28 protein-coding genes, 1 tRNA gene and 1 pseudogene are annotated in these 25,698 nt (G+C 72.8%); 16 read left to right on the forward strand and 14 right to left on the reverse strand.

Annotation, left to right across the window (positions count from 1 at the left end; all coding sequences use genetic code 11):
- Positions 1-6 precede the first annotated feature (6 nt).
- On the forward strand, positions 7-336 hold the full coding sequence (locus tag N912_RS56965; RefSeq protein ID WP_037068414.1) for a hypothetical protein: 330 nt from the start codon (positions 7-9) through the stop codon (positions 334-336).
- A 54-nt stretch (positions 337-390) separates the two neighbouring features.
- On the opposite strand, the gene mscL is transcribed toward N912_RS56965, so the two are convergent.
- Together mscL and N912_RS0136625 are read right to left on the reverse strand one after the other, a co-directional pair.
- Complete coding sequence (mscL, locus tag N912_RS0136620) at positions 391-813, reverse strand: large conductance mechanosensitive channel protein MscL (protein WP_028926325.1); 423 nt, start codon at positions 811-813, stop codon at positions 391-393.
- Between the two features lie 42 nt (positions 814-855).
- On the reverse strand, positions 856-1,533 hold the full coding sequence (locus tag N912_RS0136625; RefSeq protein WP_211261521.1) for an SAF domain-containing protein: 678 nt from the start codon (positions 1,531-1,533) through the stop codon (positions 856-858).
- A 148-nt stretch (positions 1,534-1,681) separates the two neighbouring features.
- On the opposite strand from N912_RS0136625, the gene N912_RS66835 reads away from it, so the two are divergent.
- Complete coding sequence (locus tag N912_RS66835; RefSeq protein ID WP_028926327.1) at positions 1,682-1,906, forward strand: hypothetical protein; 225 nt, start codon at positions 1,682-1,684, stop codon at positions 1,904-1,906.
- Between the two features lie 14 nt (positions 1,907-1,920).
- On the opposite strand, the pseudogene N912_RS66840 reads toward N912_RS66835, so the two are convergent.
- Both N912_RS66840 and N912_RS0136635 read right to left on the reverse strand, forming a co-directional pair.
- Positions 1,921-2,088 (reverse strand): annotated as a pseudogene (locus N912_RS66840) (FmdB family zinc ribbon protein); the annotation flags it as partial.
- A 44-nt stretch (positions 2,089-2,132) separates the two neighbouring features.
- Complete coding sequence (locus N912_RS0136635; protein ID WP_028926328.1) at positions 2,133-2,765, reverse strand: 5-formyltetrahydrofolate cyclo-ligase; 633 nt, start codon at positions 2,763-2,765, stop codon at positions 2,133-2,135.
- 309 nt (positions 2,766-3,074) lie between these two features.
- Between N912_RS0136635 and N912_RS0136640 the strand changes: the two genes are divergently transcribed.
- From N912_RS0136640 to N912_RS0136670, 7 genes are all read left to right on the forward strand, one after another.
- A complete protein-coding gene (locus tag N912_RS0136640; protein ID WP_028926329.1) occupies positions 3,075-3,986 on the forward strand; it encodes a UTP--glucose-1-phosphate uridylyltransferase in 912 nt (303 codons plus the stop codon).
- Positions 3,987-4,043: 57 nt separating this feature from the next.
- Positions 4,044-5,270, forward strand: coding sequence for a molybdotransferase-like divisome protein Glp (gene glp / locus N912_RS0136645; RefSeq protein WP_028926330.1), 1,227 nt, complete (start codon positions 4,044-4,046; stop codon positions 5,268-5,270).
- A 34-nt stretch (positions 5,271-5,304) separates the two neighbouring features.
- Positions 5,305-5,979, forward strand: coding sequence for a GNAT family N-acetyltransferase (locus tag N912_RS0136650; protein WP_064745496.1), 675 nt, complete (start codon positions 5,305-5,307; stop codon positions 5,977-5,979).
- A 138-nt stretch (positions 5,980-6,117) separates the two neighbouring features.
- Complete coding sequence (locus tag N912_RS61070) at positions 6,118-7,080, forward strand: hypothetical protein (protein WP_051581311.1); 963 nt, start codon at positions 6,118-6,120, stop codon at positions 7,078-7,080.
- Between the two features lie 52 nt (positions 7,081-7,132).
- Positions 7,133-7,205, forward strand: a tRNA-Ala gene (locus N912_RS0136660).
- A gap of 235 nt (positions 7,206-7,440) precedes the next feature.
- Positions 7,441-8,463 carry an AraC family transcriptional regulator gene (locus tag N912_RS0136665; protein ID WP_245645691.1) on the forward strand — a complete coding sequence of 341 codons (1,023 nt, stop codon included), beginning with the start codon at positions 7,441-7,443 and terminating at the stop codon, positions 8,461-8,463.
- A gap of 129 nt (positions 8,464-8,592) precedes the next feature.
- On the forward strand, positions 8,593-10,023 hold the full coding sequence (locus tag N912_RS0136670; RefSeq protein ID WP_028926334.1) for a carotenoid oxygenase family protein: 1,431 nt from the start codon (positions 8,593-8,595) through the stop codon (positions 10,021-10,023).
- Between the two features lie 22 nt (positions 10,024-10,045).
- Here the strand turns inward: N912_RS0136670 and N912_RS0136675 are convergent, their stop codons facing one another.
- Positions 10,046-10,459: a YkvA family protein gene (locus N912_RS0136675; RefSeq protein ID WP_028926335.1), complete on the reverse strand. Its 414-nt coding sequence runs from the start codon at positions 10,457-10,459 to the stop codon at positions 10,046-10,048.
- 6 nt (positions 10,460-10,465) lie between these two features.
- Complete coding sequence (locus N912_RS0136680) at positions 10,466-11,032, reverse strand: Chromate resistance protein ChrB (RefSeq protein ID WP_028926336.1); 567 nt, start codon at positions 11,030-11,032, stop codon at positions 10,466-10,468.
- A 137-nt stretch (positions 11,033-11,169) separates the two neighbouring features.
- Here N912_RS0136680 and N912_RS0136685 point away from each other — a divergent pair, with 137 nt between their 5' ends.
- Positions 11,170-11,793, forward strand: coding sequence for an SDR family NAD(P)-dependent oxidoreductase (locus N912_RS0136685; RefSeq protein WP_037068420.1), 624 nt, complete (start codon positions 11,170-11,172; stop codon positions 11,791-11,793).
- 309 nt (positions 11,794-12,102) lie between these two features.
- Here N912_RS0136685 and N912_RS56980 read toward each other — a convergent pair whose 3' ends face one another.
- Positions 12,103-12,801, reverse strand: coding sequence for a DedA family protein (locus N912_RS56980; protein ID WP_051581313.1), 699 nt, complete (start codon positions 12,799-12,801; stop codon positions 12,103-12,105).
- On the reverse strand, positions 12,794-13,405 hold the full coding sequence (locus N912_RS0136695; RefSeq protein ID WP_028926338.1) for a class I SAM-dependent methyltransferase: 612 nt from the start codon (positions 13,403-13,405) through the stop codon (positions 12,794-12,796). The genes N912_RS56980 and N912_RS0136695 overlap by 8 nt, the downstream gene beginning before the upstream one ends.
- Positions 13,406-13,535: 130 nt before the next feature.
- Between N912_RS0136695 and N912_RS56985 the strand changes: the two genes are divergently transcribed.
- From N912_RS56985 to N912_RS0136725, 6 genes are all read left to right on the forward strand, one after another.
- Positions 13,536-14,741 (forward strand): sensor histidine kinase, encoded by a 1,206-nt coding sequence (locus tag N912_RS56985; RefSeq protein WP_051581314.1) that lies wholly within the window; start codon positions 13,536-13,538, stop codon positions 14,739-14,741.
- Positions 14,738-15,391, forward strand: a complete 654-nt coding sequence (locus N912_RS0136705) for a response regulator (protein ID WP_028926339.1) — start codon at positions 14,738-14,740, stop codon at positions 15,389-15,391. The genes N912_RS56985 and N912_RS0136705 overlap by 4 nt, the downstream gene beginning before the upstream one ends.
- A gap of 9 nt (positions 15,392-15,400) precedes the next feature.
- The gene (locus N912_RS0136710) at positions 15,401-16,663 is read left to right on the forward strand and encodes a TIGR03618 family F420-dependent PPOX class oxidoreductase (protein WP_051581315.1); all 1,263 of its coding nucleotides are present in this window, start codon (positions 15,401-15,403) and stop codon (positions 16,661-16,663) included.
- 161 nt (positions 16,664-16,824) lie between these two features.
- Positions 16,825-17,559, forward strand: coding sequence for a GNAT family N-acetyltransferase (locus N912_RS56990; RefSeq protein ID WP_037068423.1), 735 nt, complete (start codon positions 16,825-16,827; stop codon positions 17,557-17,559).
- Between the two features lie 13 nt (positions 17,560-17,572).
- The gene (locus N912_RS0136720; protein ID WP_028926341.1) at positions 17,573-18,343 is read left to right on the forward strand and encodes a nucleoside phosphorylase; all 771 of its coding nucleotides are present in this window, start codon (positions 17,573-17,575) and stop codon (positions 18,341-18,343) included.
- A gap of 16 nt (positions 18,344-18,359) precedes the next feature.
- Positions 18,360-18,986: a LysE family translocator gene (locus N912_RS0136725; protein WP_028926342.1), complete on the forward strand. Its 627-nt coding sequence runs from the start codon at positions 18,360-18,362 to the stop codon at positions 18,984-18,986.
- Here N912_RS0136725 and N912_RS0136730 read toward each other — a convergent pair.
- From N912_RS0136730 to N912_RS0136755, 6 genes are all read right to left on the reverse strand, one after another.
- Positions 18,946-20,403, reverse strand: coding sequence for a sodium:solute symporter family protein (locus N912_RS0136730; protein WP_028926343.1), 1,458 nt, complete (start codon positions 20,401-20,403; stop codon positions 18,946-18,948). The genes N912_RS0136725 and N912_RS0136730 overlap by 41 nt on opposite strands.
- 6 nt (positions 20,404-20,409) lie before the next feature.
- Positions 20,410-20,595 (reverse strand): DUF3311 domain-containing protein, encoded by a 186-nt coding sequence (locus N912_RS64730; protein WP_037068425.1) that lies wholly within the window; start codon positions 20,593-20,595, stop codon positions 20,410-20,412.
- A 5-nt stretch (positions 20,596-20,600) separates the two neighbouring features.
- Positions 20,601-21,596, reverse strand: a complete 996-nt coding sequence (locus N912_RS0136740; protein WP_084211526.1) for a phosphotriesterase family protein — start codon at positions 21,594-21,596, stop codon at positions 20,601-20,603.
- Between the two features lie 22 nt (positions 21,597-21,618).
- Positions 21,619-23,172, reverse strand: a complete 1,554-nt coding sequence (locus tag N912_RS0136745; RefSeq protein WP_245645693.1) for an AMP-binding protein — start codon at positions 23,170-23,172, stop codon at positions 21,619-21,621.
- A gap of 2 nt (positions 23,173-23,174) precedes the next feature.
- Positions 23,175-23,945: an enoyl-CoA hydratase/isomerase family protein gene (locus N912_RS0136750; RefSeq protein ID WP_051581316.1), complete on the reverse strand. Its 771-nt coding sequence runs from the start codon at positions 23,943-23,945 to the stop codon at positions 23,175-23,177.
- 100 nt (positions 23,946-24,045) lie between these two features.
- On the reverse strand, positions 24,046-25,626 hold the full coding sequence (locus N912_RS0136755; RefSeq protein WP_028926347.1) for a PucR family transcriptional regulator: 1,581 nt from the start codon (positions 25,624-25,626) through the stop codon (positions 24,046-24,048).
- Positions 25,627-25,698 lie beyond the last annotated feature (72 nt).

The following is a 25,698-nucleotide window of genomic DNA, read 5'->3' on the forward strand; positions in this document are numbered from 1 at the left end:
CCCACCGTGTCGGGCGAGCACGAGCCACGCCCGGCGGGCAGCCCCGATCCCGCCGAGGCCGTCGCCGATCCGGCCGGGAACACCGATCCGGCGGAGAACCCCGGTCCCGCCAACGCCGTCACCGATCCGGCGGAGAACGCCGCTCCTGCCGAGGCTCTCGCCGATCCGGCCGAGGTCGCGGCGCGCAGGCGGCGGCTCGCCGAGGTGTTCGGTGACGTGTTGCCGGATGCCACCGGGGACGATGCGCCCGACACCGTGACGCGGGACGATCGGCCCGCCGACCTCACCGAGCGTTGGTACTCGGAGAACCGGCCACCGCATCACGACAAGGGCTGACCACCGCGGCAGGCGACTCGCGCCGTCCAGTCCCTACATCAACCACCCCCAATCTCACTCTCGTGGTGTTCCGTTGCCACCGGCCTCATCGGTCCGTGCGCGCAATAGGTCGCGGATCTCGGTGAGCAGCTCGACGTCGGTGGGTGCGGCCGGCGCGGTCTCCTCGCCGCGCCTGCGCCGCTCCTGGAGCTTGCGCAGCGGCATCACGATGGCGAAGTAGACGACGGCGGCCACCACGATGAAGTTGAGCGCGGCGGTGATCAGCGCCGCGACGTCGATGAACGTGGTCGACTTGCCCGCCACCAGCTCGACTCCGAGGCCAGGGCTGGTCGGCGGCGTCACCGCGTTGAGCAACGGCTTGATGATCCGGTCGGTGAACGCGGTGACGATCGAGCCGAACGCCGCGCCCATCACCACGGCGACGGACAGGTCGATCACGTTGCCGCGCAACAGGAAGTCTCGGAAACCCTTCAGCATGGTGCTCCTTCTGCCGTCTTGGCGATCGAAGATCACGAAGTTTCAGCGGAGCGTAATCGTCACCTCCTGGCTGAGCGTCGCCGCGGCCAGCTTCGGCGCCACCGCGCGAGGCACCGCCACCAGGACGAGGCGGCCCCGACCACCGGGTTTCGCCTCGGCCGGCAACACGGTGAGGACCACGGCGGCCGACACCAGCACGGTCGGCTGGTCGGACCGTGCGCCGGCGGTGACCACGTCCACCAGCCGGCCCGGTGCGAGCAGGGCTGCCACGTCGGCGTCGGCGAGCCGGATAGGCACGCCGGCCGCGTCGAAGCCGGGGCTCGCGCGCTTGGCCAGCTCGGGGCCGGCCAACCGCACGGTGGTCAGTGGCTCGCCGGTGTTGGCGGCCCCGGCCAGCACCCGCCCGTCCACCTCGGCAAGCGTGGTGAGTGCTCCCGCCGGGATGAGTTCGGGCGGCCAGGCACGGACCTGCACGTCGGCCGCGTGGACCGTGCTTCCCGGAGCGAGTTCGCGCACGGCGACCACCACGGGTGCCGCGCTGGACACCGCGCCCGGCCCGCGCACCGCGAGCACCAACGCGGTCAGCACGAGCAACCCGGCGACCACTCGCCGGGCCAGCACCGTGCGGCGCCACCCCAGTCCCCGGCCCAGCTCGGCCACGCGCCCGGAGCGCAGCCAACCGAGAGGGCCGGGCGGATGTCTTCCTCGTGTGTCGTTCACGCGGACGAAGCTAGGCGGCGACGAGCTTCCGTGGGCGCGCCTTGCTGGCCCGCTGTGGATAACTCACGGGTAGGTGCCGAAATGGGGCCGCCTGTGGATAACTCGGGCGACCGCGCCACCGGCCACGGCAGGATGGAGCATCCTGAGCGTGCCGACGGGCCTGCCTGGTCAGGAGGCCTTGGCGGCGCCCGCTTTCGAGCCCGAGGAGGAGGACCCCGATGACGAGCTGGACGACGAGCTCGACGATGACGACGAGGAATCCGATGAACTCGACGAACTGGACGACTTCGAGTCCGAAGACGTGGAGTCCGACTTGGCCTCCGACGACGACCCGGCGGACACGCCCGAGCCCGAGCGGCTGTCCGTCCGGTAGAAGCCGCTCCCCTTGAACACGATGCCGACCGAGGAGAACACCTTGCGCACCCGGCCCGCGCACTCGGGGCACTCGGTCAGCGTGGCGTCCGTGAATGCCTGCACGGCCTCGAAACGATGTCCGCAGGCCGTACACGCGTATTGATAGGTCGGCACCGCTCTACCTCCGCACCTGACACTCATCCTGGGCCACTCGTATCTGGCACTCGTGCCCCTTGAGTGCCAGTCTAGCTCAGCGGCAGCGGGCGCAGGCCGCAGTGTGGCGTAAGCACACCGGTCATGAGTACGTCGTGCCGCTCCACGGGCAGCGCGTCGACCACCTCGGCGTCCCTGAGCACGGTGACCAGCGGGGTGCCCGGGTGGGCCAGCGGGAGCGAACGGTCGTACCAGCCCGCGCCTCGGCCCAGGCGCACGCCCCGCCGATCCACCGCGAGCGCCGGGATCAGGACCAGGTCGGCCATCGCGATCGCGGCCGGGCCCCAGTGCGGCCCGGCCGGCTGGCGTAGCCCGTACGGGCCGGTGACCAGCGAGGAAGGACCTTGGTACGGCGCCCAGTCCAATGGGGCGGTGGTGGAGGGTGCGTCGGCGCCGTCGGTCGGGATCACCGGGAGCAGGACGTCGCGCCCGGCCTCACGAAGGGCGTCGAGCATCGCCAGCGAGCCGGGCTCCCGGCCGAACGGCAAGTAGCAGCAGACCGGAGAGGAGGTGCCGCCCATGGTGACCGAGTGAGCGGCCCGTGCCGAGGCGACGACCCCGGCCGCGAGCGACCGGGCCTCGGTGGCGTGCAGTTCGGCCGGCAACGCGCGCCGCCGGGCTAGCAGCAGCGCACGCCATTCGGCCTTGGTACGCGGCGTATTCATCTGGGTCCGGACGGCTCGGTTGGGTCGGTCGGGGCCTCGGTCGGTCGGAGCCTGGCCACTATGACCAGGCTACCGGCGGCCGGGCAGCATCGGCCCTGGACGCGGGCGCTTCGGTGCCGCGCCGCCTGGTTGGTGCCGCCTGGTTGGTGTCCGCGCGGTTGGTCGCGGTTGGTGCTGGGCGGTTGGCACTGCGCGGTTGGCACTGCGCGGTTGGCACTGCGCGGTTGGCACTGCGCGGACGTGGTGTTTCGCCGGCGCTTCGCGCGGTGTGCGGCCCGCCGGGGCCTCGCGCGGCTAGGCTCGCCGACCATGCAGGTATCCCGACCGTTTCGAACCGCGATCGTCCCGGCCGCCGGCATGGGGACCCGATTCCTGCCGACGACCAAGACCGTACCCAAAGAGTTGCTTCCGGTAGTGGACACGCCGGGCATCGAGATGGTCGCCGCGGAGGCGGCCGACGCGGGGGCGAGCAGACTGCTCATCGTCACCGCACCGGGTAAGGACGCGGTCGTCGCGCACTTCGAACCACAACCCGAGCTCGAGTCCACGCTGGCCGCGCGCGGCAAGGAGGCGCTGGCGGCCAAGGTCCGCCGGGCGGCCGAGCTGATCGAGGTGGCCACCGTGACCCAGGACGAGCCGAAGGGGCTCGGGCACGCCGTGGGTTGCGCCGGCGACGCGCTGGCCGCCGACGAGGAGGCCGTCGCGGTGCTGCTGCCCGACGACCTGGTGCTGCCCTCCGGCGTCCTGACCAGGATGGCAGAGGTGCGCGCCCGGCACGGCGGGAGCGTGCTCTGCGCCTTCGACGTGCCGAGGGAGCAGATCAGCGCGTACGGCGTGTTCGACGTGGAGGACACGGCCGACCCCGACGTGAAGCGCGTCAAGGACATGGTGGAGAAGCCGCCGGCCGACAAGGCTCCGTCCACCTACGCCACGGCCGGCAGGTACCTGCTGGACCGGGAGATCTTCGACGCGCTCAAGAGGATCACCCCGGGGGCCGGCGGCGAGCTGCAGCTGACCGACGCGGTCGCGCTGTTGATCGCCGAGGGCCACCCCGTGCACGTGGTGGTCCACCGGGGTGGACGGCACGACCTGGGTAACCCGGCCGGGTATGCGCGGGCGTTCGTCGACTTCGCGTTGGCGCACCCTGACTACGGCCCTGCGCTGCATAACTGGTTGGCCGAGCGGCTGACCTGGACCGGATCGGGTGTGCGGGGGGCGTGACATTGATGGGTGGCGAGCCGTTACGCAAGATGTGATACCGAGAGGGAGACCTGGGGCGTGAGATCTGTCGACGAGCAGCTCGCGCGTGTGCTGGACACCGCTGTCCGGCCGGCCCCGGTCCGGGTTGCGATCGCCGACGCGCAGGGGATGCTCTGCGCGGAGGAGGTCGTGGCCCAGCGCGCGCTGCCCGGGTTCGACCAGGCCGCGGTGGACGGCTACGCGGTGCGCAGCGTCGACCTCTCCGGCGCGGGCCCGGACCATCCGGTGACCCTCCCGGTGGTCGGGGAGATCCCGGCCGGTTCCCGTCAGCCGCATCGGTTGCAGCCCGGGCAGGCGGTGCGGCTGGTCACCGGCGCGCCGCTGCCCACGTTGGCCGACGCGGTGGTGCCGGTCGCGGACACGGACGGTCACCCCGCGCACGTCTCGATCTTCCGGGCGGTGCCGTCGGCGGCATTCGTACGGCGGATCGGCGAGGACGTCCAGCCCGGCGACATGGCGGTCAGGCGCGGTTCGGTCATTGCCGCCGCACAGGTCGGGTTGCTCGCGGCGGTCGGGCGCGACCGCGTCCTGGTGCACCCCCGCCCCCGGCTGTCGGTGCTCTCGGTGGGCGACGAGCTGGTCGACGTGGCCCGCAACCCGGGCGCGGGCGAGGTGTACGACGTCAACTCCTACGCGCTGGCCGCCGCCGCCCGCGACGCCGGCGCCGACGCGGTCCGGGTCGGGCTGGTGCCCAGGGAGACGCTGCGGCTGCGCGGCGCCGTCGAGGACTACCTGTCCAACAGCGAGGTTTTGGTGATCTCCGGCGGGGTCGGCGGCGCCGCCGGCGAGCAGGTGCTGGACGCGCTCGGGGCGCTCGGCGAGGTGGACGGCACCCGGGTGGCCATGCACCCCGGCTCGATGCAGGGCTTCGGCCGGCTCGGCCCGCACAAGGTGCCGACGTTCCTGCTCCCGGCCAACCCGGTCAGCGCGCTGGTGGTGTTCGAGGTGCTGGTGCGCCCGCTGATCCGGACCACGCTGGGCCGCAACGACCCGAGGCGGCGGCGGATCTCGGCGCGGTTGTTATCCCCGCTCGCGTCCGTGCCCGGCCGGCGGGGGTACCTGCGCGGGCGGCTGCTGCGCGAGGAGGCCACCGGGGAGTACCTGGTGCAACCGCTCGGCGGATCGGGGACGCAGCTGCTCTCCGCGCTGGCCGAGGCGAACTGCCTGATCGAGCTCGCCGAGCACGTCACCGAGGTGACGGTGGGCGAGCAGGTCACCGTGGCGTTCCTGGCGCCGCGCGGATGAGCGATCGAGGAGCGGTGATGCGAGAGGGGTGTAGTTGAGCTCGGTGACGCACTTCTCCGATCCTGGGCGGCTCGGTAGGCATCCCGGCTGGCCGGCCACGCTCGACCGGCTCCGGGTGGCCGACGGCGGGGTGGTCGGGGTGCGGCCGGTGCGGCTGCGGGACGGCTCGGTGTGGGCCGCGATCCGATCCCGCGACGAGCGGCACCTGGCGCCCTGGGAACCGGACATGCCGGGGCTCTGGACACAGCGCAACACTACATCGGAGTGGCCGGCGCGGTGGAGCGCGCTGCGCGCGATCGGCCGGCGGGGGCTCGGGCTGCCGTTCGCGATCACGCTGGACGGGGAGTTCGTCGGGCAGGTCATGGTCGGCAACGTGGTACGTGACCCGTTGTGGTCGGGCTACGTGGGCTACTGGCTGGGCAGCCACGCCACCGGCCGGGGGGTGGCCACCGCCGCCGTCGCGCTCGTGGTGGACCACTGCTTCGGGCCGGTCGGGCTGCACCGGATCGAGGCGACGGTCCGCCCGGAGAACGCGGCCAGCCGCCGCGTGCTGGCCAAGCTGGGTTTCCGCGAGGAGGGCCTGTACCTGCGCTACCTCAATGTGGACGGCGCCTGGCGTGATCACATCTGCTACGCGCTGACCGTCGAGGAGCTGACGGTGAGCCTGGTCGAGCGGCTGGTCAGGGCGGGGCTCGCGCGGCGGCTCTGACGGCCGGGCGGCCGCCGACGCGTTGCGGGTTCCCGACGGCCGACGCGGTGATCCGGCGCGCCGGTCCGGCGCGTCGCCATGATCGCGACCTGATCGCTGGTTACCGTGAGCTACGCCTGTACGACCGGGGAGGCGCGTGTGCCCAGCTCGTTGCTGTTCGCTGGGCTGGTCGCAACCTGGCTGGCCGTGCTGGTGCCGATGGCCGCGCGCCGGCGCAAACCGGTGTCGCGGCCCAGTGATGCGGCGTTGTCCTGCCGGGTGCTGGAACGTCCCCGACGCCGCGGTCAGGAGGTGACCACGATGGACGGCGCCACGGACGGCCGTACCCCTTCCGGGGCGGCGCAACCGTGGGACCACCACGACGGGTCGGACGACCAACCGGCCACGCCCCGCTACCGGCACGGGCGCGGCGGGTTCGACCCGGAGGCGGCCGCGCTCGCCGCCCGAGCCCGCTACACGTTCAGGCAGCGCATGGTGCTCGGGCTCGTGCTCCTCGCGGTGGCGTCCGCGCTGGTCGCGGGCGGGCTGCGGCTGACCGAGGGCTGGCTCGTGCACGCCGGCGTCGACGTGTTCCTGGTCGGCTACCTGGTGTACCTGCGCCGCCAGGTGCGCATGGAGCAGGCCATCCGGGCCAGGCGCGCGGCCAGGCTCGCCGGCAGCCGCGCGCCGGCCGGCGCCCGGGGTTCCGAGGGCGCTCGGGCACGGCGCGGCCGGCCGGGCAAGCGGGGCATGACCGTCGCGGACGCGGTCGCCGCGCGCGACGCCGCCCGCCGCAACCAGACCGACCACGAGCTGGACGACCACGAGCTGGACAACCACGAACTGGACGACCACGAGCTGGTGGACTACGACGAGGACGACTACGGGTTCGACGAACCGTCCGCACCGTCGGACGATGCCGACCTCGCCGACGACGACCTGACCGGCAACCGCCCGGCCGGCGGGTCCGACGACAAGCCCGCACTGCCCCGGCTACGCCCGATGCCCCCGCCGGAGCGCCCCGACGGCACGGTCGTGCTCGAGCTCGACGACGAGGACCCCGAGCTGCACGATCTCGACCATGAGCGGTACCGGGCGTACCGACGCGCGGCCGGCCAATGACCGGCTGATAAGCTCGCGTCCGCGCCTCGGCACACGCCGAGGATCACGCACTGGGGCTGTGGCGCAGTTGGTAGCGCGACTCGTTCGCATCGAGTAGGTCAGGGGTTCGATTCCCCTCAGCTCCACCCTCTGGGTTGTCGTGTCCGCGGGAGAGCGCGGACCGGGTCGGGTTCATGATGTTGGGGGGTCGACCCCCCCAAGCCCCCCACGGTGCGAGCTTCTCCCGACCCGGCGTTGTTCTGTTGGGCTTTGACCAGTATCGGTCTGACGTTGCTGGTCGGTCCGAATGCGCCTGGGACGGGTCGGGATCCTCGTATGGTGTGGCCGTTGGGTCGAGGGGCGGACGGGGGGACGCCGGTGATGTCGGGCGGGCCTTCGGACCGGGCGGTGATACCTCCGACGGTGCTGGCGGGGGTCTTGGACGTCGGGCGCCGGGAGGGGCTGGCGGTGGCGTCGTGGTTGTCTGGGACCGGGCTTGATCCGGCTGTGCTCTATGCGCCCGGTGCGCGTGTGTCGTTGCGGCAGGCGCGGACGGTGCTGCGCCGCGCGCTCGCCGCGTTGCCGGGGCGGGCGCTGGGGATGGAGGTGGGGGAGCGGGACGCGCTGTTGTCGTTCGGCCTGCTCGGCGTGGCGATGCGGGCGTCGGGGACCGTGGGCGAGGGTCTCGGTCTTGCCGAGGAGCTGCACCAGGCTTCGGGCAGCCTGCTCGACGTGGAGCGTGAGGATCTTGGTAGTGGGATCGGGGTTCGGTTCTGGGAGCGGTGGCCGGACACGGGGCTGGTGGCGTTCCTGTGTGAAGAGGCGCTGGTCAGTACCGTGATGGTGATCCGTTCGATGTTGGGCGACCCGACCTGGGCGCCGTTGCGGGTCGACCTGGCTTATCCGAGGCCTGCGTACGCCGCGCGCTACCACGACGCGTTCCGGTGCCCGCTCACGTTCCGGAGCGACGCGAACCGGATGGTCATCCCGGTTGCGTTGATGGAACGTCGGCTCCCGACCCAGCACGAGCCGACGCGGCTGGCGGCCATCGAGGCCTGCCGGAACATGCTCGCCCCGGACGACCCGCCGTCCGATCTCGTCGCCTCGCTCGAGGCGCTGCTCGCCATGCACCTGCGGCGGCCGCTGAGCATGCGCGAGGTCGCCGACCGGTTGCACGTGACCGAGCGGACCCTGCACCGCCGGCTGGCCGAGTCCGGGGTGCGGTTCCGCGACGTCGCGGATCGTGTCCGCGAGCAGCGCGCGACGTCCCTGCTGCGTCACACGTCGGTGCCGGTCAGCGAGGTGGCGAGCGAGGTCGGGTTCGGCGACGGCCGCGAGTTCCGACGCGCCTACGTCCGGTGGACCGGTCGAACACCGTCGCAGGCGCGCGGCACTGGAGGCTAGAGCGCCACAGGCCCGTCTGGTTTGCCCCTCTCGATGTCCGCTCCGGCCCCTACATCGCCATGTGCGCCGGCTGTTGCATGGAGCCCGATACCGCACCACGGGCGCACAACCGCAACGAGAGGGAATCCGATGACTCAGAGTCCGGCCGGCGAGGTCCCCCTGCACGTGACCGGGCACCTCGCTCCGGTTCCCGACGAGATCGACGCCATCGACCTGCCCGTCGAGGGCGCGCTGCCGCCCGAGCTGGTGGGCCGCTACCTGCGTAACGGCCCCAACCCGCTGCCCGGACAGCCGTCGCGGCACTGGTTCGCGGGCCACGGGATGGTGCACGGCATCCGGCTCGACGGGGGCCACGCGCGGTGGTACCGCAACCGCTGGGTGCGGACGAAGGCGCTGGCCGGGCAGTCCGCGATGCGTCCGGACGGGAGCTTCGACCTGACCGTCGGCGAGGCGAACACCAGCGTCATCGCCCACGCCGGCAAGATCCTGACGCTGGTCGAGAGCGGCCTGCCGCACGTGATCACCCCCGAGCTGCGGACCCTGGGCACCAGCGACTTCGACGGTCGGCTCACCACCGCCATGACCGCGCACCCCAAGACCGATCCGGTGACCGGTGACCTGCACTTCTTCGGCTACAGCCTGGTGGCACCGTTCCTCACCTACCACCGGCTGTCCGCCTCCGGCGAGCTGGTGACCAGCGCGCCGATCACCGTTCCCGGCCCGACGATGATGCACGACTTCGCCATCACCGACCGGCACGCGGTGTTCCTCGACCTGCCGATGACGTTCAACCCGGAACGGGGCGACCACCCGCTGCCCTTCGACTGGGACGAGTCCTACGGCGCCCGGATCGGCGTGATGCCGCTCGCGCGACCGGGCGAGGTGCGCTGGTACGACATCGACCCGTCCTATGTCTTCCACGTCGGCAACGCCCATACCGACGCCGACGGGAGGGTGGTGCTCGACGCCGCCCGCTACCCGGGTGCGGACGCGGCACGGGCGTGGGCGCGCACCGGCACCCCGTCCGCCTCGACCGGCGTCCCGGCGCACCCCGACCCGGCCGGGCCCGCCGCCGCTGCCGCCAACAGCGGCCTGGCACGCCTGCACCGCTGGGTGCTCGACCCGGCCACCGGCACCGTCGCCGAGACCACGATGGACGACAGGGGGATCGAGTTCCCCACCGTCGACGACGACCGCGTCGGACGCATCGCCCGGTACCGCTACGCCGTCTCCGGTGGTGACGCGTCCGCCACGGCGATCGTCAAGCTCGATGCGGACGCCGGCGTCATCGCCGAGCACGCGCTCGGTCCGGACGTCGTCGCCGGCGAGGCGGTGTTCGTCCCGGCCGCATCGCCCGACCGCGCGGAGGACGACGGTTGGCTGCTCAGCATCGCCAGCCGACGCGACGGCGGCGGCTCGAAGCTGCTCGTGCTCGACGCCACCGACGTCGGTGGAAAGCCGGTCGCAGCGGTGACCCTGCCCCGGCGAGTCCCGAGCGGCTTCCACGGCTCGTGGATCACCGACGAGGAGCTGGAGCGCAGCGGCAGGCCCAAGTCGTGACGGCGGCGTTGGCGCGCGTCGGTCACCGGTCCAGGCCGGTGAGGCGGGCGAGGGCGGTGAGGCCGTTGTCGGTGCCGGGCCAGTGTGCGCGGACGGCGTCGGGGCCGGCGCGGCGTATGACGTTGCGGAGCACGACGATGACGAGGATGGCGTCGTCGGCGTAGCCCAGGACGGGAATGAAGTCGGGGATGACGTCGATCGGGATGGCGAGGTAGGCCAGCAGGAGGGCCAGGCGGACGCGGACGCCTCGGGGCAGGGAGTTGTCGGCGGCGAGGCGGCGTACCAGGCGGAGCAGGTCGGGCAGCAGCCGTGGCGCTTCGCGGAGGAGGGCGCCTCGGGGGCGGGCGAGCAGCAGGGCGACCAGGAGGGCGAGCCAGGCCAGCAGCAGGCCGGCCGCCACGCCGAGGAGCAGGTCCCACCAGAAGGAGCCGGTCATGGCCGTCTACCGCCCTTCGGCCGGGGAGCGGGTTTCGGCCTGGAGGGCGGCCTGCTCGAACGCGGCCAGGTCGGCGGCGGCCTGTTCGAGGGCGTCGCGAGCCGACGCGCCGGCGGGGGCGGTGAAGTAGTCGCGGGCGGCGATCTTGGCCAGCCAGGCGCGGAAGCGGTCCAGGTCGGCCTCGGACTCCTCGACCTCGGCGTAGGTGAGGTTGCCCCGGGCACGTTCGTCCGCCAGCTCTCGGCGTAGCGAGGGGAGGCGGTCCAGGACCTCGGCGTACTCGGCGTCGCGGGCGGCGTTGAGCTCGGCGATCACGGCGCGCTCCTCGGACGGGTCGGTGAACGCCATGTGCAGCACGCGCGCCGAGCCGCCCTGGCGGTGGACCCGGTCGACCAGCCGGCGCACCTCCCGCACCACCTCGGCCCGCGCCGGCAGCAGGCAGGCCGACTGCTGCAGGTACAACGCCCCCAGCGAACGCAGCTTGCGCCACACCCGCACCCGCAACGACGCCGGCGCGCCCGCCGTCGACACGCTGACCACCAGCCAGGCGTCGTCGCCGGAATCCTCCGTCACATGCAGATGTTACATCCGTAACACATGCCGGGGGTCCGGGCCTCAGTTCGGCGGACCGGTGTCGGCATGGGTTGACAGGCAACGGCCTCCCGTGAGTTAGTTAACTAACTCAAACGGAGGGTACGATGAGCAGACGGTTGGCCAGCGTCGACGCGACACGGTTCGGGCCATGGGCGGTGGTCACCGGCGCGTCGTCGGGCATCGGTCGCGAGTTCGCGCGCCAGCTGGCCGCCAGCGGTGTCCATGTGGTGCTCATCGCCCGGCGCGAGTCGCTGCTGCGCGAGGTCGGGCATGAGCTCACCGCGCGCTACGGCGTACGGCACCGGGCGGCTGGCACGACGCGGACGTGGCGGGGTGGTCCTGGTGGGGGCCTCGGGGAGCCAGCACGGCGTCCCGAACATGGCCAACGCGGCCGCGACGAAGGCCTACGTGCTCACGCGGGGAAGGGCCTGCATGCCGAGTTCGCCGAGCACGGGGTGACGCTGTCGGTCCTGCTGCCGGGGCCCACCGACACGCCGGTGTTGAGCGAGCTCGGCTTCCAGCCGGACGGTTCGCCGATCAAACCGATGGCGGTGGACCAGTGCGTCGCCGAAGGGCTCGACGCGCTGGCGTCCAACCGCGCCACACACATCGCGGGCCGCCTCAACCGCGTCATGGATCGGATGGTCCCGTCCAGGGTCACCTCGATGATGATGGGCCGCATGGTCGGCCGGTGGGTCCTCCGGAAGGACCCCAGCAAGGTCGGTTCGGCCGACGAGTAGTTCCCGCGGCGCGGGCAGGGGATCGCCCCGCTCGACACCGGCGTGGCGATGCCGCCCGAGGCGCTGACGATGCTGGTCACCCCGCCGGTTGCGGGATGGCGGTACAGGACCGCGACCACGGACCAACCACACGCCGCCGGAGCCTTGTGAGCGCTGCCACGGATGGGGGTATTGGCGGTCCACTCGAACAGGTCGGCCGCGTCGCGCGGTGTGACCGGGCTCGGCGGGGCACAATTTCGCACGTCCGCCGAGCTCAGCCCCGGCACCAGGGGGAGCGGTCGCCGGGGCTGAGCGCGCGGCGGACGAGCCTCATCCGGCGGTCGCGAAGCCACCACCGGCGCGGATCCGGACGGCCCCTTCGGGGTCGGTGTCCGAGCGTGCGCCCCCCGCCGCGTCCGCGCGCGGCGAGCGTGACCGGGTCCGCCGGCGTCGCGCCGCCTCGACCAGCACCAGCACGACCGAGGCGGCCGCCGCGACGGCGGGACCGTAGCGTTCGTAGGCCGCCCCGACGCCGTAGCCGCTGAGCACCAGGGTGGCGGCCCAGGCCGAGGCGGTGGGGAGCTGGTGGGCGCTGAAGCGGCGGTAGGACAGGCCCGCGTGGCCGGCCAGCCGGGGCATCAGGGTGCGCACGCCGATGATCCACTGCCCGAGCACCACCGCGCCCGCGCCCCGCTCGCGCAGCATCGTGGTCAGCAGCTCCCGGTGCCGGGGCCGCAGCGCGCGCTCCAGGCGGCCGGCGATCGACCCCGAGCGGGCGGCGCTCCGACGGCCGGCCAGGTACGCGAGCTGACCGCCGAGCGCGGCGGCCGCGGCGGCGGCGAACACGACGGGCGACACCGGCACCGAGCCGAGCCGGGCCAGCGCCCCGAGCGCCAGCGCGGCCGTGGCCCCCGGCAGGAACACGCCGATGACCAGCGCCGTCTCCGCGACCAACAGCAGAACGAGCACCATGAGCAGGACCGGGACCGGCAACGGACCCAGCCAGGTCAGGTCCGTCGCCTCAGGCATGGGGCACCGCCCGGCGGCAGACGTACACCAGCGCGGGCGGCAGGTTGGACCACACCGCGCGGGTGACCACCACCTCCTCGAACCGCCGCTCCAACAGCTCGTGGAACCGGCGGGCGCCGGACATCCGCCGCGCGTGCAGGTAGCCGAACGTGGTGAACGCGCCGCCGGGGTTGAGCACCTGGCAGATCGAGCCGAGCATCCGCTCCTGGCGGGGCAGCGGGAAGATCGACCACGGCAGGCCGCTGACCACCGCGTCCACCCGGCGCACGTCGGCGTCCGCGAGCAGGGTGTCCAGCGCCGCCGCGTCGCCGGGCAGCACCGTCAGCCACGGGTGGCGCCGGCGCAGGTAGTCCACCATGTTCATGTCGATCTCGACGGCGAGCTGGCGGCCGCCGCTGGGCATCCGCTGGCGGATGATCGCGCTGACCGGGCCGGTGCCGGGGCCGAGCTCGACGACGGTGGGGGTGCCCCGCTGGGGAACGATGGCCGCGAGCTGCTCGCCGAGCCCACGGGTGCTCGGCGCGACCGCACCTATCAACTGCGGCCTGCGGATCGCGGCCCGGATGAAGGTCCAGTGTTCCGCGCTGCTGTTGGGTGTACTCACGCTCGCCAGGTTCGTCGGGGCCACGCCGAGCCGAATCGTACCCGGGGCCGTCGTCGGCGCCCTGTTGCAGGAGCCGGCCTCCTGCCGCGGCAGGAGGTGCAGCCCGTACGGGACGGCTAGGTTCGATCGGGTGTCGATCGGTAGAGGGACGTGGCGTGCCCCGGTCGTCGGGTACGGATGGTTGCGGCTGCTGGCGGCGGCCGCGGTCGTCGGCATCGTCGGCCTGCTGCACACCCCCGAGGTTCATCCGTCCGGGTGGGACTGGCTGTTCACGCTGGTCTCGGCCGCCTTGATGTTCGCGGGCGGCCGGTTCCCGCTGGCGGTGACCCTGCTGCAGTGCGCGGTGGTGGGCGCCGGCGTCGTCCTCACCTGGACGGACGCCTACCTGGTCCCGCTCGGGTCCGCCGTCCCGCAGCTGCTGGCCTGCGCGGCGCTCGGCGAGCTGGCCCTTCGCCGCCCCGGCCTCCCCACCTGGGCCGGCGGGGCGGCGGTGGCGGTGGCCTGCGCGTTCGGCTCCTACCGGTACTACCCGGTGGCGGCCAACGCGCTGATGGTGCTTCTCAAGGTCGGGTTCCCGGTGCTGCTCGGCTGTTACGTGCGCTCCCAGCGCGAGCTGGCCGGGCAGGCCGAGCAGCGCGCCGTGGAGGCCGAGCGGAGCCGGGCCTGGGAGGTCACGGCGGCCAGGACGGCGGAGCGCGCCGCGATCGCGCACGAGCTGCACGACGTGGTGGCCCACCACGTGGCGGCCATCGTGCTGCGGGTGGGCGTGGCCCGGCACGTGGCGAACGCCGGCGATCCCCGGGTCGCCGAGGTGCTCGACGACGTGCACGCCATCGGCGGCGAGGCGCTGGCCGACCTGCGCCGGCTGGTGGGCATGCTGCGCGACCCGGAGACCGTCGGGGACGTCGGGCTGCTGGCCGGGACGGACCTGTCCGCGGCGCTGGCGCAGGTGCTGGACCGCACTCGCCAGGCCGGCCTGAGCGTGCACCCGGACATCGACGAACCGGTGCTCGGCGAGCTGGACACGGTGCGCCGGCACGCCGTGCTGCGGGTCGTCCAGGAGGGGTTGACGAACGTGCTCAAGCACGCCGGGCCGGCCGCCACGGCGTGGGTGACCGTCCGCCCGCGCGACGGCTCCGAGCTGCTGGTCGAGGTCCGCGACGACGGTAGTGGCGCGGCGAACCGGCGGCCGGCGGGCGACCCCGGGCACGGGCTGATCGTGATGCGCGAGCGGGTGGAGGTGCTCGGCGGCGGCTTCGAGGCGGGCCGGCGCGGGTCGGGGTGGGCGGTGCGCGCCGTGCTTCCGGTGGCGGTCCCGGCACGGGCCTCGGCGTGATACGGGTCCTGCTGGTCGACGACCAACAGCTGGTCAGGGCCGGGCTGCGGATGCTCTGCACGGCCGCCAAGGACATCGAGGTGGTCGGCGAGGCCGAGCACGGGCAGCGCGCCGTCACCCTGGTCGACCAGCTCGTGCCGGACGTGGTGCTGATGGACCTGCGGATGCCCGGCGTGGACGGCATCACCGCCACCCAGCGGATACTGGCCGCCCATCCGGCCGTCCAGGTGGTGGTGCTGACCACGTTCGACGACGACGAGCACCTCTACCCGGCGCTGCGGGCCGGCGCCCGAGGCTTCCTGGCCAAGGACACGGCGCCGGAGGCCCTGCTGGACGGGGTGCGCCGGGCCGCCGCCGGGGACAGCCCGTTCAGCCCGCACCTGCTCAACCGGGTGGTCCGCCGCGCGGTGGCCGCCGAGCCCGGCCCGACCGCGCGACCCGACGTCCCGCTCACCGACCGCGAGCGCGAGGTGCTGGCGCTGGTCGCCGAGGGCCGGTCCAACACCGAGATCGCCGAGCGGCTCTACATCGCGGTGACCACCGTCAAGACGCACGTGGCCAGCCTGATGTCCAAGACCGGCGGCCGGAACCGGGTGCAGCTCGCCGTGGCCGCCGGCCGCCTGGGCATCGGCCCATCCCCAGACTGTTAAATTGAACTCATGAGTCTAGATTTCCGTACTAAAAAGTTCATCGCCGTGACGGGCGGCACGGACGGGCTCGGGAAGGCGGTGGCGCTCGCGCGCCTGGCGGCCGGGGACGAGGTGGCGGTCATCGGCCGCGACCCGGAGAAGGGGCGGGCGTTCCTCGACGCCGCCGCCGGTGCACCCGGCCGGGCTCACTTCATCGCCGCCGACCTGAGCCTGGTCGGCGAGACCCGGCGGGTCGTCGACGAGATCAGGGCCAGGTTCACCCGGCTTGACGCGCTGGTGTTGTGCGCGCGGCACTACCGCTCCACCCGGCTGGTGACGGCCGAGGGGCTCGAGCACAACCTCGCGCTGTTCTACCTGAGCCGGTTCCTGCTCGGCGACGGGCTGCTCGACCTGCTGGAGGCGGCCGAGCGCCCGGTCATCCTCAACGTCGCCGGGCCCGGCTCGGGGACCGGCGAGATCCGCTGGGACGACCTGGGCGGCGAGCGCGGGTACCACGGCTCGTGGGCGCTCGCGCAGGGCGGCCAGCTCAACGACCTGCTCGGGATCGGGTTCACCCAGCGGTGGCCGGCCACCCCGGTCCGGTACGTGCTGCTGCATCCCGGCGTGGTGAACACCTCCTTCTCCGGCGAGTACGACGCCGACGCCGCCGCCCAGGTCGAGGCCGTCCGGGCCGGAGCCGCCCCGGTGGAGCGGGCGGTGACGCCGCTGCTCGACGTGCTGGAGAACCCGCCCGCCGAGCCGCTGACCGCGCTGGTCGCCGGCCGGTGGGTGGACGTGACAGGCCCGGAGTTCGACGCCGACGCGGCCCGGCGCCTGCGCGGCGAGACCACCCGGCTGCTCGGGTCGGTGGCCTCGGCCGCGCCCGGGGTCGCGCCGGACCGACTGCGCCGGCTGCTCGACTCCCCGGTCTTCGCCACCGTGGCCACCGTCGAGTCGGACGGCTCACCGCACCAGTCGGTGGTCTGGATCACGCGCGACGGCGACGACGTCCTGTTCATCACCGCCGTCGGCAGCCGCAAGGAACGCAACCTGCGCCGCGACCCGAGGGTGAGCCTCCTGGTCAGCCCGCCCGACGAGCCGTACACCTACGCCGCCCTCCACGGCACCGCCGCCCTGGCCGCCGAGGGCGCCCGCCAACTGCGCGACACGCTCGCCCACAAGTACACCGGCCGGTCCTACGCCGACCACAACGCCGACGCCGCCGCCCGCCACGGCGAGATCCCCATCACCACCGTCCGCCTCACCCCGCACAAGGTCACCGGCCGTCTCTAGGTCGCCCCCTGTGGTGATCATCAGGTCACCACGGTTGTTTTCGGCCCGCTATAACAACCCTGGTGGCCTGATGATCACGGTGGGGCGGGCGGAAGTGGCCTTGCGGACGTGACGGGGATTGGACCTTGGGGGCGGCCACCTCGGCGGGCGACGATCGGTGGGTGCGGACGAACGAACTGGGACAGCCGATCGGGGAGCCGGTACCGGGGTGGACGCCCCGACCGCGGCCGGATGCCGAGGTGCTCAAGGGCAGGTACTGCCGGCTGGAGCGGCTGGACCCCGACCGGCACGCGAGCGAGCTGTACGCCGCCGACCGGCTCGACACCCGGGGCGAGAGCTGGACGTACCTGGCGTACGGGCCGTTCGGCACGCTCGACGAGTACCGCGCCTGGGCCGAGCCGGCCGCCGCCGGGACGGACCCGCTGTTCTACACGGTCATCAGCACCGACCCGAACGAGCGGCCCGGCCCCGTCGGCGTGCTGAGCCTGCTGCGGATCGAGCCCGCGATGGGCGTGATCGAGGTCGGCCACGTGCACTACTCACCGCTGCTGCAACGCCGCCGCGCCGCCACCGAGGCGCAGTTCCTGCTGGCCAGCTACGTGTTCGACGAGCTCGGCTACCGGCGGTACGAGTGGAAGTGCGACGCGCTCAACGCCCCGTCCCGCGCCGCCGCGCAGCGCCTGGGCTACAGCTTCGAGGGCATCTTCCGCCAGGCCGTGGTGGTGAAGGGCCGCAACCGCGACACCGCCTGGTACTCCATGATCGACGACGAGTGGCCCCGGCTGCGCGAGCGGTTCGCGCGCTGGCTGCACCCGGACAACTTCGACGCCGACGGCCGCCAGCTCTCCCCGCTGGGCGCGGCCGACCCGGCGCCGGAACGGCACGGGGACGGCTGACACGCTCGGAGGCGTGAACCCCGCAGACCTGCCGCTGGCCGAGTTCGACGCCGACAGCCCCGCGCTGATCGACCCCGGCACGCCCGCGCTGACCGAGCCGCTGCCGCCGCGCGTCGTGATGTGCTTCTTCCCCGAGGTCGTGGCCGGGCTGGCCGCGAGTCACGGCGCGCGCCGCATCGGCTCGTTCTCCCGCGAGCTGGGCCGACACGAGATCTACCTCGTACACCACGACGAGACGCCGCTCGCGGTGCTGCACCCCGGGGTGGGGGCGCCGCTCGCGGTGCTGCACCTGGAGCGGGCGATCGCGGCCGGCGCCCGCGCGGTGGTGGCCTGCGGCGGCGCCGGGGCGGTCGCGCCCGAGCTGGCGCTGGGCCACATCGTCGTCCCCGACGCCGCGGTCCGCGACGAGGGCACCTCGTTCCACTACGCGCCGCCGTCACGCCTGATCCGGGCCGACGCCGAGGCCGTCGCCACCGTCGTCGACGTGCTCGACCGTCACGAGATCCCCCGCACCGTCGGCACCACCTGGACGACCGACGCCCCGTACCGCGAGACCGTCGAGAAGATCAAGGCCCGCCGCGCCGAGGGCTGCGTCACCGTCGAGATGGAGGCGGCCGCGTTCATCGCGGTGGCCGCGTTCCGGAGGATCCGGTTCGCGCAGCTGCTCTACGCCGGCGACGACGTCAGCGGCCAGGCCTGGGACGAACGCCGCTGGACCACCTCCCGGGCGCGCCCGCAACTGCTCGACCTCGCCCTCGAAACGGCGCGCCGCCTGCCGGTGTGATCTGCGACGATGGGGCGTGCTCCCACCGCCCGAACTGCTGCTGCCGTTCCTGCTCGCGTCCGTCCTGATCACCGTCATCCCCGGCGCGGACATGGCGCTGCTGACCCGGCAGGTGCTGGTCGGTGGCACGGCGTTGGCGTTCCGCACGGCGTTCGGCAGCCTGTCCGGGCTGCTCGTGCACGGCGCCGCGCTGGCCGCCGGGCTGTCCGCGCTGCTGCTGGTGTCCGCGACCGCGTACACGATCGTCAAGCTCGCCGGCGCCGCGTACCTGATCTACCTGGGCATCCAGACCCTGCGCGCCAGCCGCCGCCCGCCGGCGGACCTGCCGAACCTGCCCACCGTCCTGCCCCGCCGCGCCTTCCTCCAGGGCCTGGTCACCACCGTGCTCAACCCCAAGCCAGCGGTGTTCTTCCTGACGTTCATGCCCCAGTTCGTCGACCGCGACCGCCCGGTCCTGGCCCAGACCCTCACCCTGACCGCTATCCACGTGCTGATCGGCCTGGTCTGGTTCGCCGCCTACATCCGGCTCGTGCACGGCGCGCGCGGCGTGCTCACCGCGCCGAGGGTCAAGGCGTGGCTGGAGCGGACCACCGGCGTGGTGCTCATCGCGTTCGGCCTGCGGGTGGCAGTCGAGCGGCGCTGACCGGCGCGGGCGTCCGCAGGCTCACCGCGACGGTGACCGCCGCGTTCGCCAGCAGCCCGACGAGCCCGGCGTTGATGCCCAGGAACGGGTCGTGGCCGGTCAGGATCAGGCCGAACGCCACGACCAGGCCGACGACGATGCCCGCCGTGACGCCCTGCTTGCTGACGCGGCGCCAGACCAGCGACAACAGCACGCCGGGGAACAGCTGGGTGATGCCGGAGTAGGCGTTGACCAGGATCTGGTTGAGCAGCGCCGTGGTGGTCAGGCTGAACACCAGGGCCACCGCCATCACCGCCAGCACCAGCAGCCGCGACACCCGCAGGACCGTGTCCCGGCTGGCGTCCGGGCGCAGCAGGCCCTGGTAGATGTTGCGGGACAGCAGCGTCGCCGCGCCGAGCACGAGCGCGCTGGCCGGCACCATCGCGGCCAGCGCGCCGGCGCCCGCGATCACCCCGGCCAGCCAGCCGGGCACGCTGTGCACCACCAGGGTGAGCAGTGCGGTGTTGGTGTCCGCGCCGGACAACCCGGGCACCACCATTAGGGCGGTCAACCCCGCGTAGAACGGCAGCGCCACCACCAGCAGGTAGATCGGCAGCACCATGGCGTTGCGGCGGATGCTCTGCTCGTTGCGGGCGGACAGGCCGGCCATGAACAGGTGCGGGTACATGTAGAAGCCCACGCTGGCCAGCAGGACCGTGGACAGGAACCACGGCACGTTCAGGTCGTGGGTGGAGCCGGGCAGCGCCAGGTGGCCGGGGTGCGCGGCGTTCACCGCGTCGAGCAGGTTGGAGAACGAGCCGAAGTAGCGCAGCGGCAGCACGATCCCGACGATGATCACCGCGAACACGATCAGGATGTCCTTGAGCACCGCCGTCCACGCGGTGGAGCGGATGCCGGCGACGAACACGAAACCGGTCACGCAGACGAACCCGATCACGATGCACGTGCTCTTCGACAGTGCACCATTGGTGATCGTGCTGGCGATGCTGCCCATGCCGACCAGTTGGATCACGGTGTACGGCACCACGAACACCACCCCGACCACCGCCACGAACGCGCCGAGGCGGGGGCTGTCGAACCGGTGCGCGAAGTAGTCGCCCTGGGTGACCAGCCCGTGCCGTTTCGCGTACCGCCACAGCGGCGGGAGCAGGAAGAACGACACGATGTAGGCAAGCACCGTGTAGCACATGATGAACAGCGAAGGCGCGCCCTGCGCGTAGGCCTGGCCGGGCGCGCCGAGGAAGGTGGCGGTGGTCAGCGCCTCGCCGGCCATGAGCACCCAGAGCAGCATCCAGCCGAGGTTGCGGCCGGCCACGCTCCACTGGTCCAGGCTCATCTTCTGCCGGCCACGGGCGAGCAGGCCGATGCCGGTGGCCAGGAAGACGATGACGAGTGCGACGGTTGCGGAGATCGGCATCGTCGTCTACTTCTCGTCGTCCGGGAGCGAGCGGGCGGCCAGCCAGAGGAATACCGGCGTCGCCGCCACGCAGACCGTGATCCACAGCAGCAGCATCGGCATACCCAGTACGACGCGGGTGCTGTTGGCGAACGGGATGCCGACGACGAGCACGGCGTACGGGGTGAACCCGAGCAGCAGTGATCGGTTCACGGGGGTCAGCCTCCGGTGAGCGCGCGGCGCGGGTTGTCGACGATGATGTGCTCGATCTCGTCGCGCTCCAGGCCGGCCTCGACCAGCAGCTCGGCGAATTGGGTGCGGATGAAGGTGTAGCCCCACCCGCCGGCCGTCTTGAGCTGCTTGACGGTGCACACGTCGTGCGAGAGCAGCACGTGGTCGATCAGCCCGTCGCGGACCATGCCGGTCACCAGGTTCACCCGGGACGCGGTCTCCCACTCGTCCGCGCCCCTGATCAGGTCGAACTGCACGAACGCGCCGCGCCGGGCCAGGTCGCGGTGGTACTCGGGAATGTTCACCCCGTCGCAGTGGCCGATGATCACCCGGCGCGGGTCGACACCCTCGGACGCCAGGATGTCCAGCTGCGCGGTGCCGACCGGCCAGCGCGCGGCGTGGGTGGTGATCGGGACGCCGGTGCGGTTGTGCGCGCGGGCGGCGGCCCGGAAGGAGCGCTCCTCGGCCGCCGAGACGTACCAGCGGTCCGCGCCGATCTCGCCGATGATGCCGGCGCGGACGCCGGTGCCGGCCACGCCGTCGGTCAGGTCGCGGACGATGCCCTCGGCGATCTCGTCCACCGAGGTCTGGTCGAACCAGTTCTTGTCCAGGTAGGGGTCGCGGTAGTGGCCGGTGCCCATGACGATGTTGACGCCGGACTCGGCGGACAGCGCGCGCAGTTCGTGGACGGTCGCGGCGGCGCGCGAGGCGGGCGGACCGGGGGTCGGGTTCGGGATCTTGCGGTACAGGCCCAGTGGGTCGGGCGCGGCGCCGGCGGTCAGCTCGGCGGGGGTCAGCTCGATCAGCGTGGCGCCGCCGACCTGGCGGAACAGGGCGAGCTCCTCGGCCATCCGGGTCGCGTCGTTGAGCAGGCCCTCGGCGCGGTACTCGGCGAGCAGGTTGATGAACACGTGCTCGTGTGGGAGCACGTGTCCGAGAGCACCGGCCTCGACGGGGCCGGTCACTGTCATTGCGGGCGGCATCGTTGTCTCCCTCGTCGCGGGGTCACTGGCTCCAGGTCTGTTCGACGCGGTCGTAGGTGGGGGTGGCGGGCTCGTCGTCGAGCTTGCGTTTGGCCACCCGTTCCGACGGCGTGCGCGGCAGGTCGTCGCGGTAGGTCCAGTAGCGCGGGACCTTGAAGTACGCCAGGTGCCGGCCGCAGAACTCGGCCAGCTCGTCGGGCGGGACGGACTGGTATTCGGCGGCGTCGCGCAGCACCACGTACGCCTTGACCTCCTCCTGGCGGATCGGGTCCGGGACGGCAACGCAGGCGGCCATGGCCACCCCGGGGTGCAGGCTGATGACGTGCTCGACCTCGGCGGCGGAGATGTTCTCCCCGCTGCGGCGGATCATGTCCTTGGCCCGGCCGACGTAGTAGATCCGGCCCGTCTCGTCCATCCGCACCAGGTCGCCGGTGCGCAGCCAGGAGCCGTGGTGCGCGGCCGAGGTGGCCTCGTCCTTGCCGTAATAGCCGTCCATCATCCCGGTGCCGCGCAGCTGCAGCTCGCCGACCTCGCCGCGCGCCGCCACCTCACCGTCCGCGTCGACCACCCTGGCCTCCCGGTCCGCGACCGGCCGCCCGATGCAGCCGGTGCCGACCAGCTCGTCGTGCTCGGCGGCGCGCACCCGGATGTCCAGCCCGGTCTCGGTCATGCCGAACATCTCCGACCACGGCACGCCCCAGCGCCGCTCCAGCTCGGCGTGCAGCTCGGTCGGGATCGCCGAGCAGTAGACCGCGCGCACCCGGTGGTCCCGGTCGGCTGGGTCCGGCGGGGTCTTGAGCAGCAGCGTGGGCATCGCGCCCAGGCAGTAGAAGAACGTCACGCCGTGCTCGCGGACGGTGCGCCAGAACGTGCTCGGGTGGAACCTGTCCGCGACGACCAGGGTGGCGCCGGACATCAGCGCGGTGCTGACGTTCCACATCGGGTCGAGGTAGTACAGCGGCTGGGCGGTCAGCACCGTGTCGTCCGGCCCCAGGTGCGGCTCGTCGGCGACCAGGTGCCGGGCGATCCGCAGCCAGTAGCCGTGGGAGAGCACGCAGCCCTTGGGCCGGCCGGTGGTGCCCGAGGTGTACTGGATGTTCGCCGCGCGCTCGGTCGGGACGGGGGCGAACCCGGCGTCCTCCTCGTGCTGGAACGCGTCCCGGTCCTCGCCGTCGCAGACGATCACTGTGGCGTGGCCGGACGCCTCGTTCACCACTGGCAGGTGGGTGCTTTCGGTGACCACCGCCACGGCGCCGGAGTCCTCCAGCAGGTAGCGCAGCTCGAACGGCTTCGAGTAGGCGTTGACCGGCACCATCGTCGCGCCGAGCTTGCACACGGCCAGCCAGGACAGGACGAACTCAGGCCGGTTGGGCAGCATCACGGCCACCCTGTCCCGGCCGCGCACTCCCCGGCGCGCGAGGTGGCCGGCCACTGCGTTCGACCGCCGGTCCAGCTCGCGGAAGGTCAGCGACTCGCCGCCGGGGTCGAACCGCAGCGCGACGCCGTCCGGCCAGGTCCGGGCCGCGTGCGCGGTCAGCGTGCCCAGGTCGGTGAGCAGGTGTTCGGCGGTGATCACGGTCAACCCCGGTCCCGCCCGGCGAACCCGGCCGCCGCCTCCCGCGCGCCCGGCGACACCTGGGTGACCATGGCGTGGCCGATCTCGGTCTCGAACGCGGCGTCCAGCTCGCCGACGCCGTTGTCCAACGCCACCTTGGCCAGCCGCATCGCCAGCCGGGGCCGCGCCGCCAGCGCCGTCGCCCACCGGTGGGTGGCGTCGTCCAGCTCGTCGCGCTCCACCACCAGGTTGACCAGCCCCAGCTCCTTGGCGCGCTGGGCGGTGAACCGCTCGCCGAGCAGCACCAGCTCCTTGGCCGTCACCAACCCCACCGCCGCCGGCAGCAGCCGCGAGATGCCGCCGGTGATGCTCAGCCCGACACCGACCTCCGGGAACCCGAACTCCGCGTCCCGCGCGGCCACCACCAGGTCGCTGCACAACGCGAACTCGCACCCAGCTCCCAGCGCATAGCCGTGCACCTTGGCAATCACCGGAAAAGGCGCCGCCCGTACCAACCTGGTGACATCCTGAATGCGCTCCAGCTCGTCGCGAAGTTGCCCGAGATCCTCGCCCGGAGAATTCGCTTCGAGATCGTGCCCGGAACAGAACGAGCGCCCCGCCCCGGCCAGGACCAGCGCTCCGACCCCCTTCCGGATCGCCCCTTCGAGGGCGGTGCACAGCTCGTCCACCAGCTCGGGAATCACCGCGTTGAGTTTCGCGGGCCGGTTGAGCGTCACGGTGGCGACATCATCGGAGAACGTCGAAATGACCAAGCCTTCGCTGGCTGCGCTCATGAGAAGAAATCATTTCCCGGTCCCCGTGGACGCAACAAGAGCCAAACCCGTAGCTATCAGCCGAACTTGCTTACACCCTGTAAACGGGGGGTGGCAGGGTTCAGCTCCGGCGGATGCAGTCCAGGGCGTAGAGGGCTACGTGTAGGGCGAGGGCGAGGTTTGGGTCGTCCAGGTCGATCGACAGGATTCGTTCGATGCGGCGTAGGCGTTCGTAGAGTGCGGGGCGGCTCATGGACAGGGCGGTCGCGGTGGTGGACTTGTTGCCCCGGTGTTCCAGGAAGGCGCGCAGGACGGCCACCAGGTCGGTGCCGTGGCGCTGGTCGTGGCGCAGCAGCTCGCCCAGCTCGCGTTCGACGTAGGCCTGTAGTCGCGGCTCCTCGCGCAGCAGGTGCAGCAGGCCGTGCAGGTGGGTGTCGGCCAGGGTGTAGTACGGGCGCGCGCGGTGCGACCAGGTTGCCGCCGCGACCGCGTCCTGGGCCTGCAGGTACGAGCGTTCGACCTCGCTGATGCCGCGCACCACGGAGCCGACGCCGATGGTGGCGTCCAGCACGGAGTGCACCTCGCGCGCCATCTCGCCGAGCGGTCCGTCCACGCCGGAGTCCGCGCCCACCGCCAGCACCGCCACGACAACCCCCGGCCCGGCCGCGGCGACCAGCCCGGACAACCCCTCGGGACGCCGCACCGCCCGCTCGACAACGGCGACCTGGGCGTGATCGTCGGTCCCGGCGATCTGGACGATCGCGCACACCAGCCGCTGGGTGCCCAGCTCGACGCCCATCGCCCGCGCCCGGCTGGCCAGCGCCTCATGCTCGCCGGGGGACTGGCGCAGGATGTCCTCGACCAGCGTGCGCTGCGCCTGCTGGCCGACGGTCTCCCGGTTGCCGTCGATCAGCCGCCGCAGCACCAGCGTGTTCACCGCCAGCTCGGCGACGCTGCGCGCCCGCGCCGTGTCGCTGTCCGCCCCGAGCACGACCACCAGCCGTCCCCACACGTCGTCGCGCTCGCCCACGGTCGCGAGCAGCCACCCACGTTCCCGATCATGCTCCAGCCGCCGCCCGCCGAGCACCGCCCGCGAGCGCTGCTCCCAGTCGCGCAGCAGCGGCGGCAGCGGCCGCCCGGCCGGGTCGCACGCCAGCACCTGGTGCGCGAGGTCCTCCAGCACGACCGGGCAGCCCAGGATCGCGGCCACCCGGCCCACGATCGTCTCCGGCCCGGCGCCGGCCAGCGCCAGGTCGCTGAACGTCTGGTGGTCGTCCACCCGCTGGCGCAGCCGGTCACGGTGGCCGCCGAGCAGCCGTTCGTGCACCGTCCGGGTCACGTCCACGAACCGGATCGGCCGGCTCAGCGTCACCACCGGCAGCCCGTTCGCCTCCGCATGGTCGATCATCTCGGCGGGGACGCGCTGGTGGTAGGCGCCCAGCTCGATGATCAGGCCGGCGGCGCCCCGGTTGGTCATCGAGCGGGCCAGCGCGGTCCAGGCCGCCGGGTCGGGTGGCACGCCGGTGCCGCTGGTCAGGATCAGCTCGCCGCCGTCCACGAACTGGGTGACGTCGGGCTGCTCGCACACGTGCACCCACCGCACCGGCCGGTCCAGCGACGCCCTGCCCGCGAGGACCGTCGGCGCGCCCACGGCCACCGACGGCAGTTCCAGCACGTCGCGCACGCTGACCAGCCCGGCCACCCCCGTTCCGTCGGAGAGGGAAGGGTTCCTTCCGCGTGGAGCAACTGACAGTATCGTCGCGGCACGGCTCGA

Source organism: Actinospineispora acaciae DSM 45401, assembly GCF_000620785.1.
Taxonomy (GTDB): Bacteria; Actinomycetota; Actinomycetes; order Mycobacteriales; family Pseudonocardiaceae; genus Pseudonocardia; species Pseudonocardia acaciae.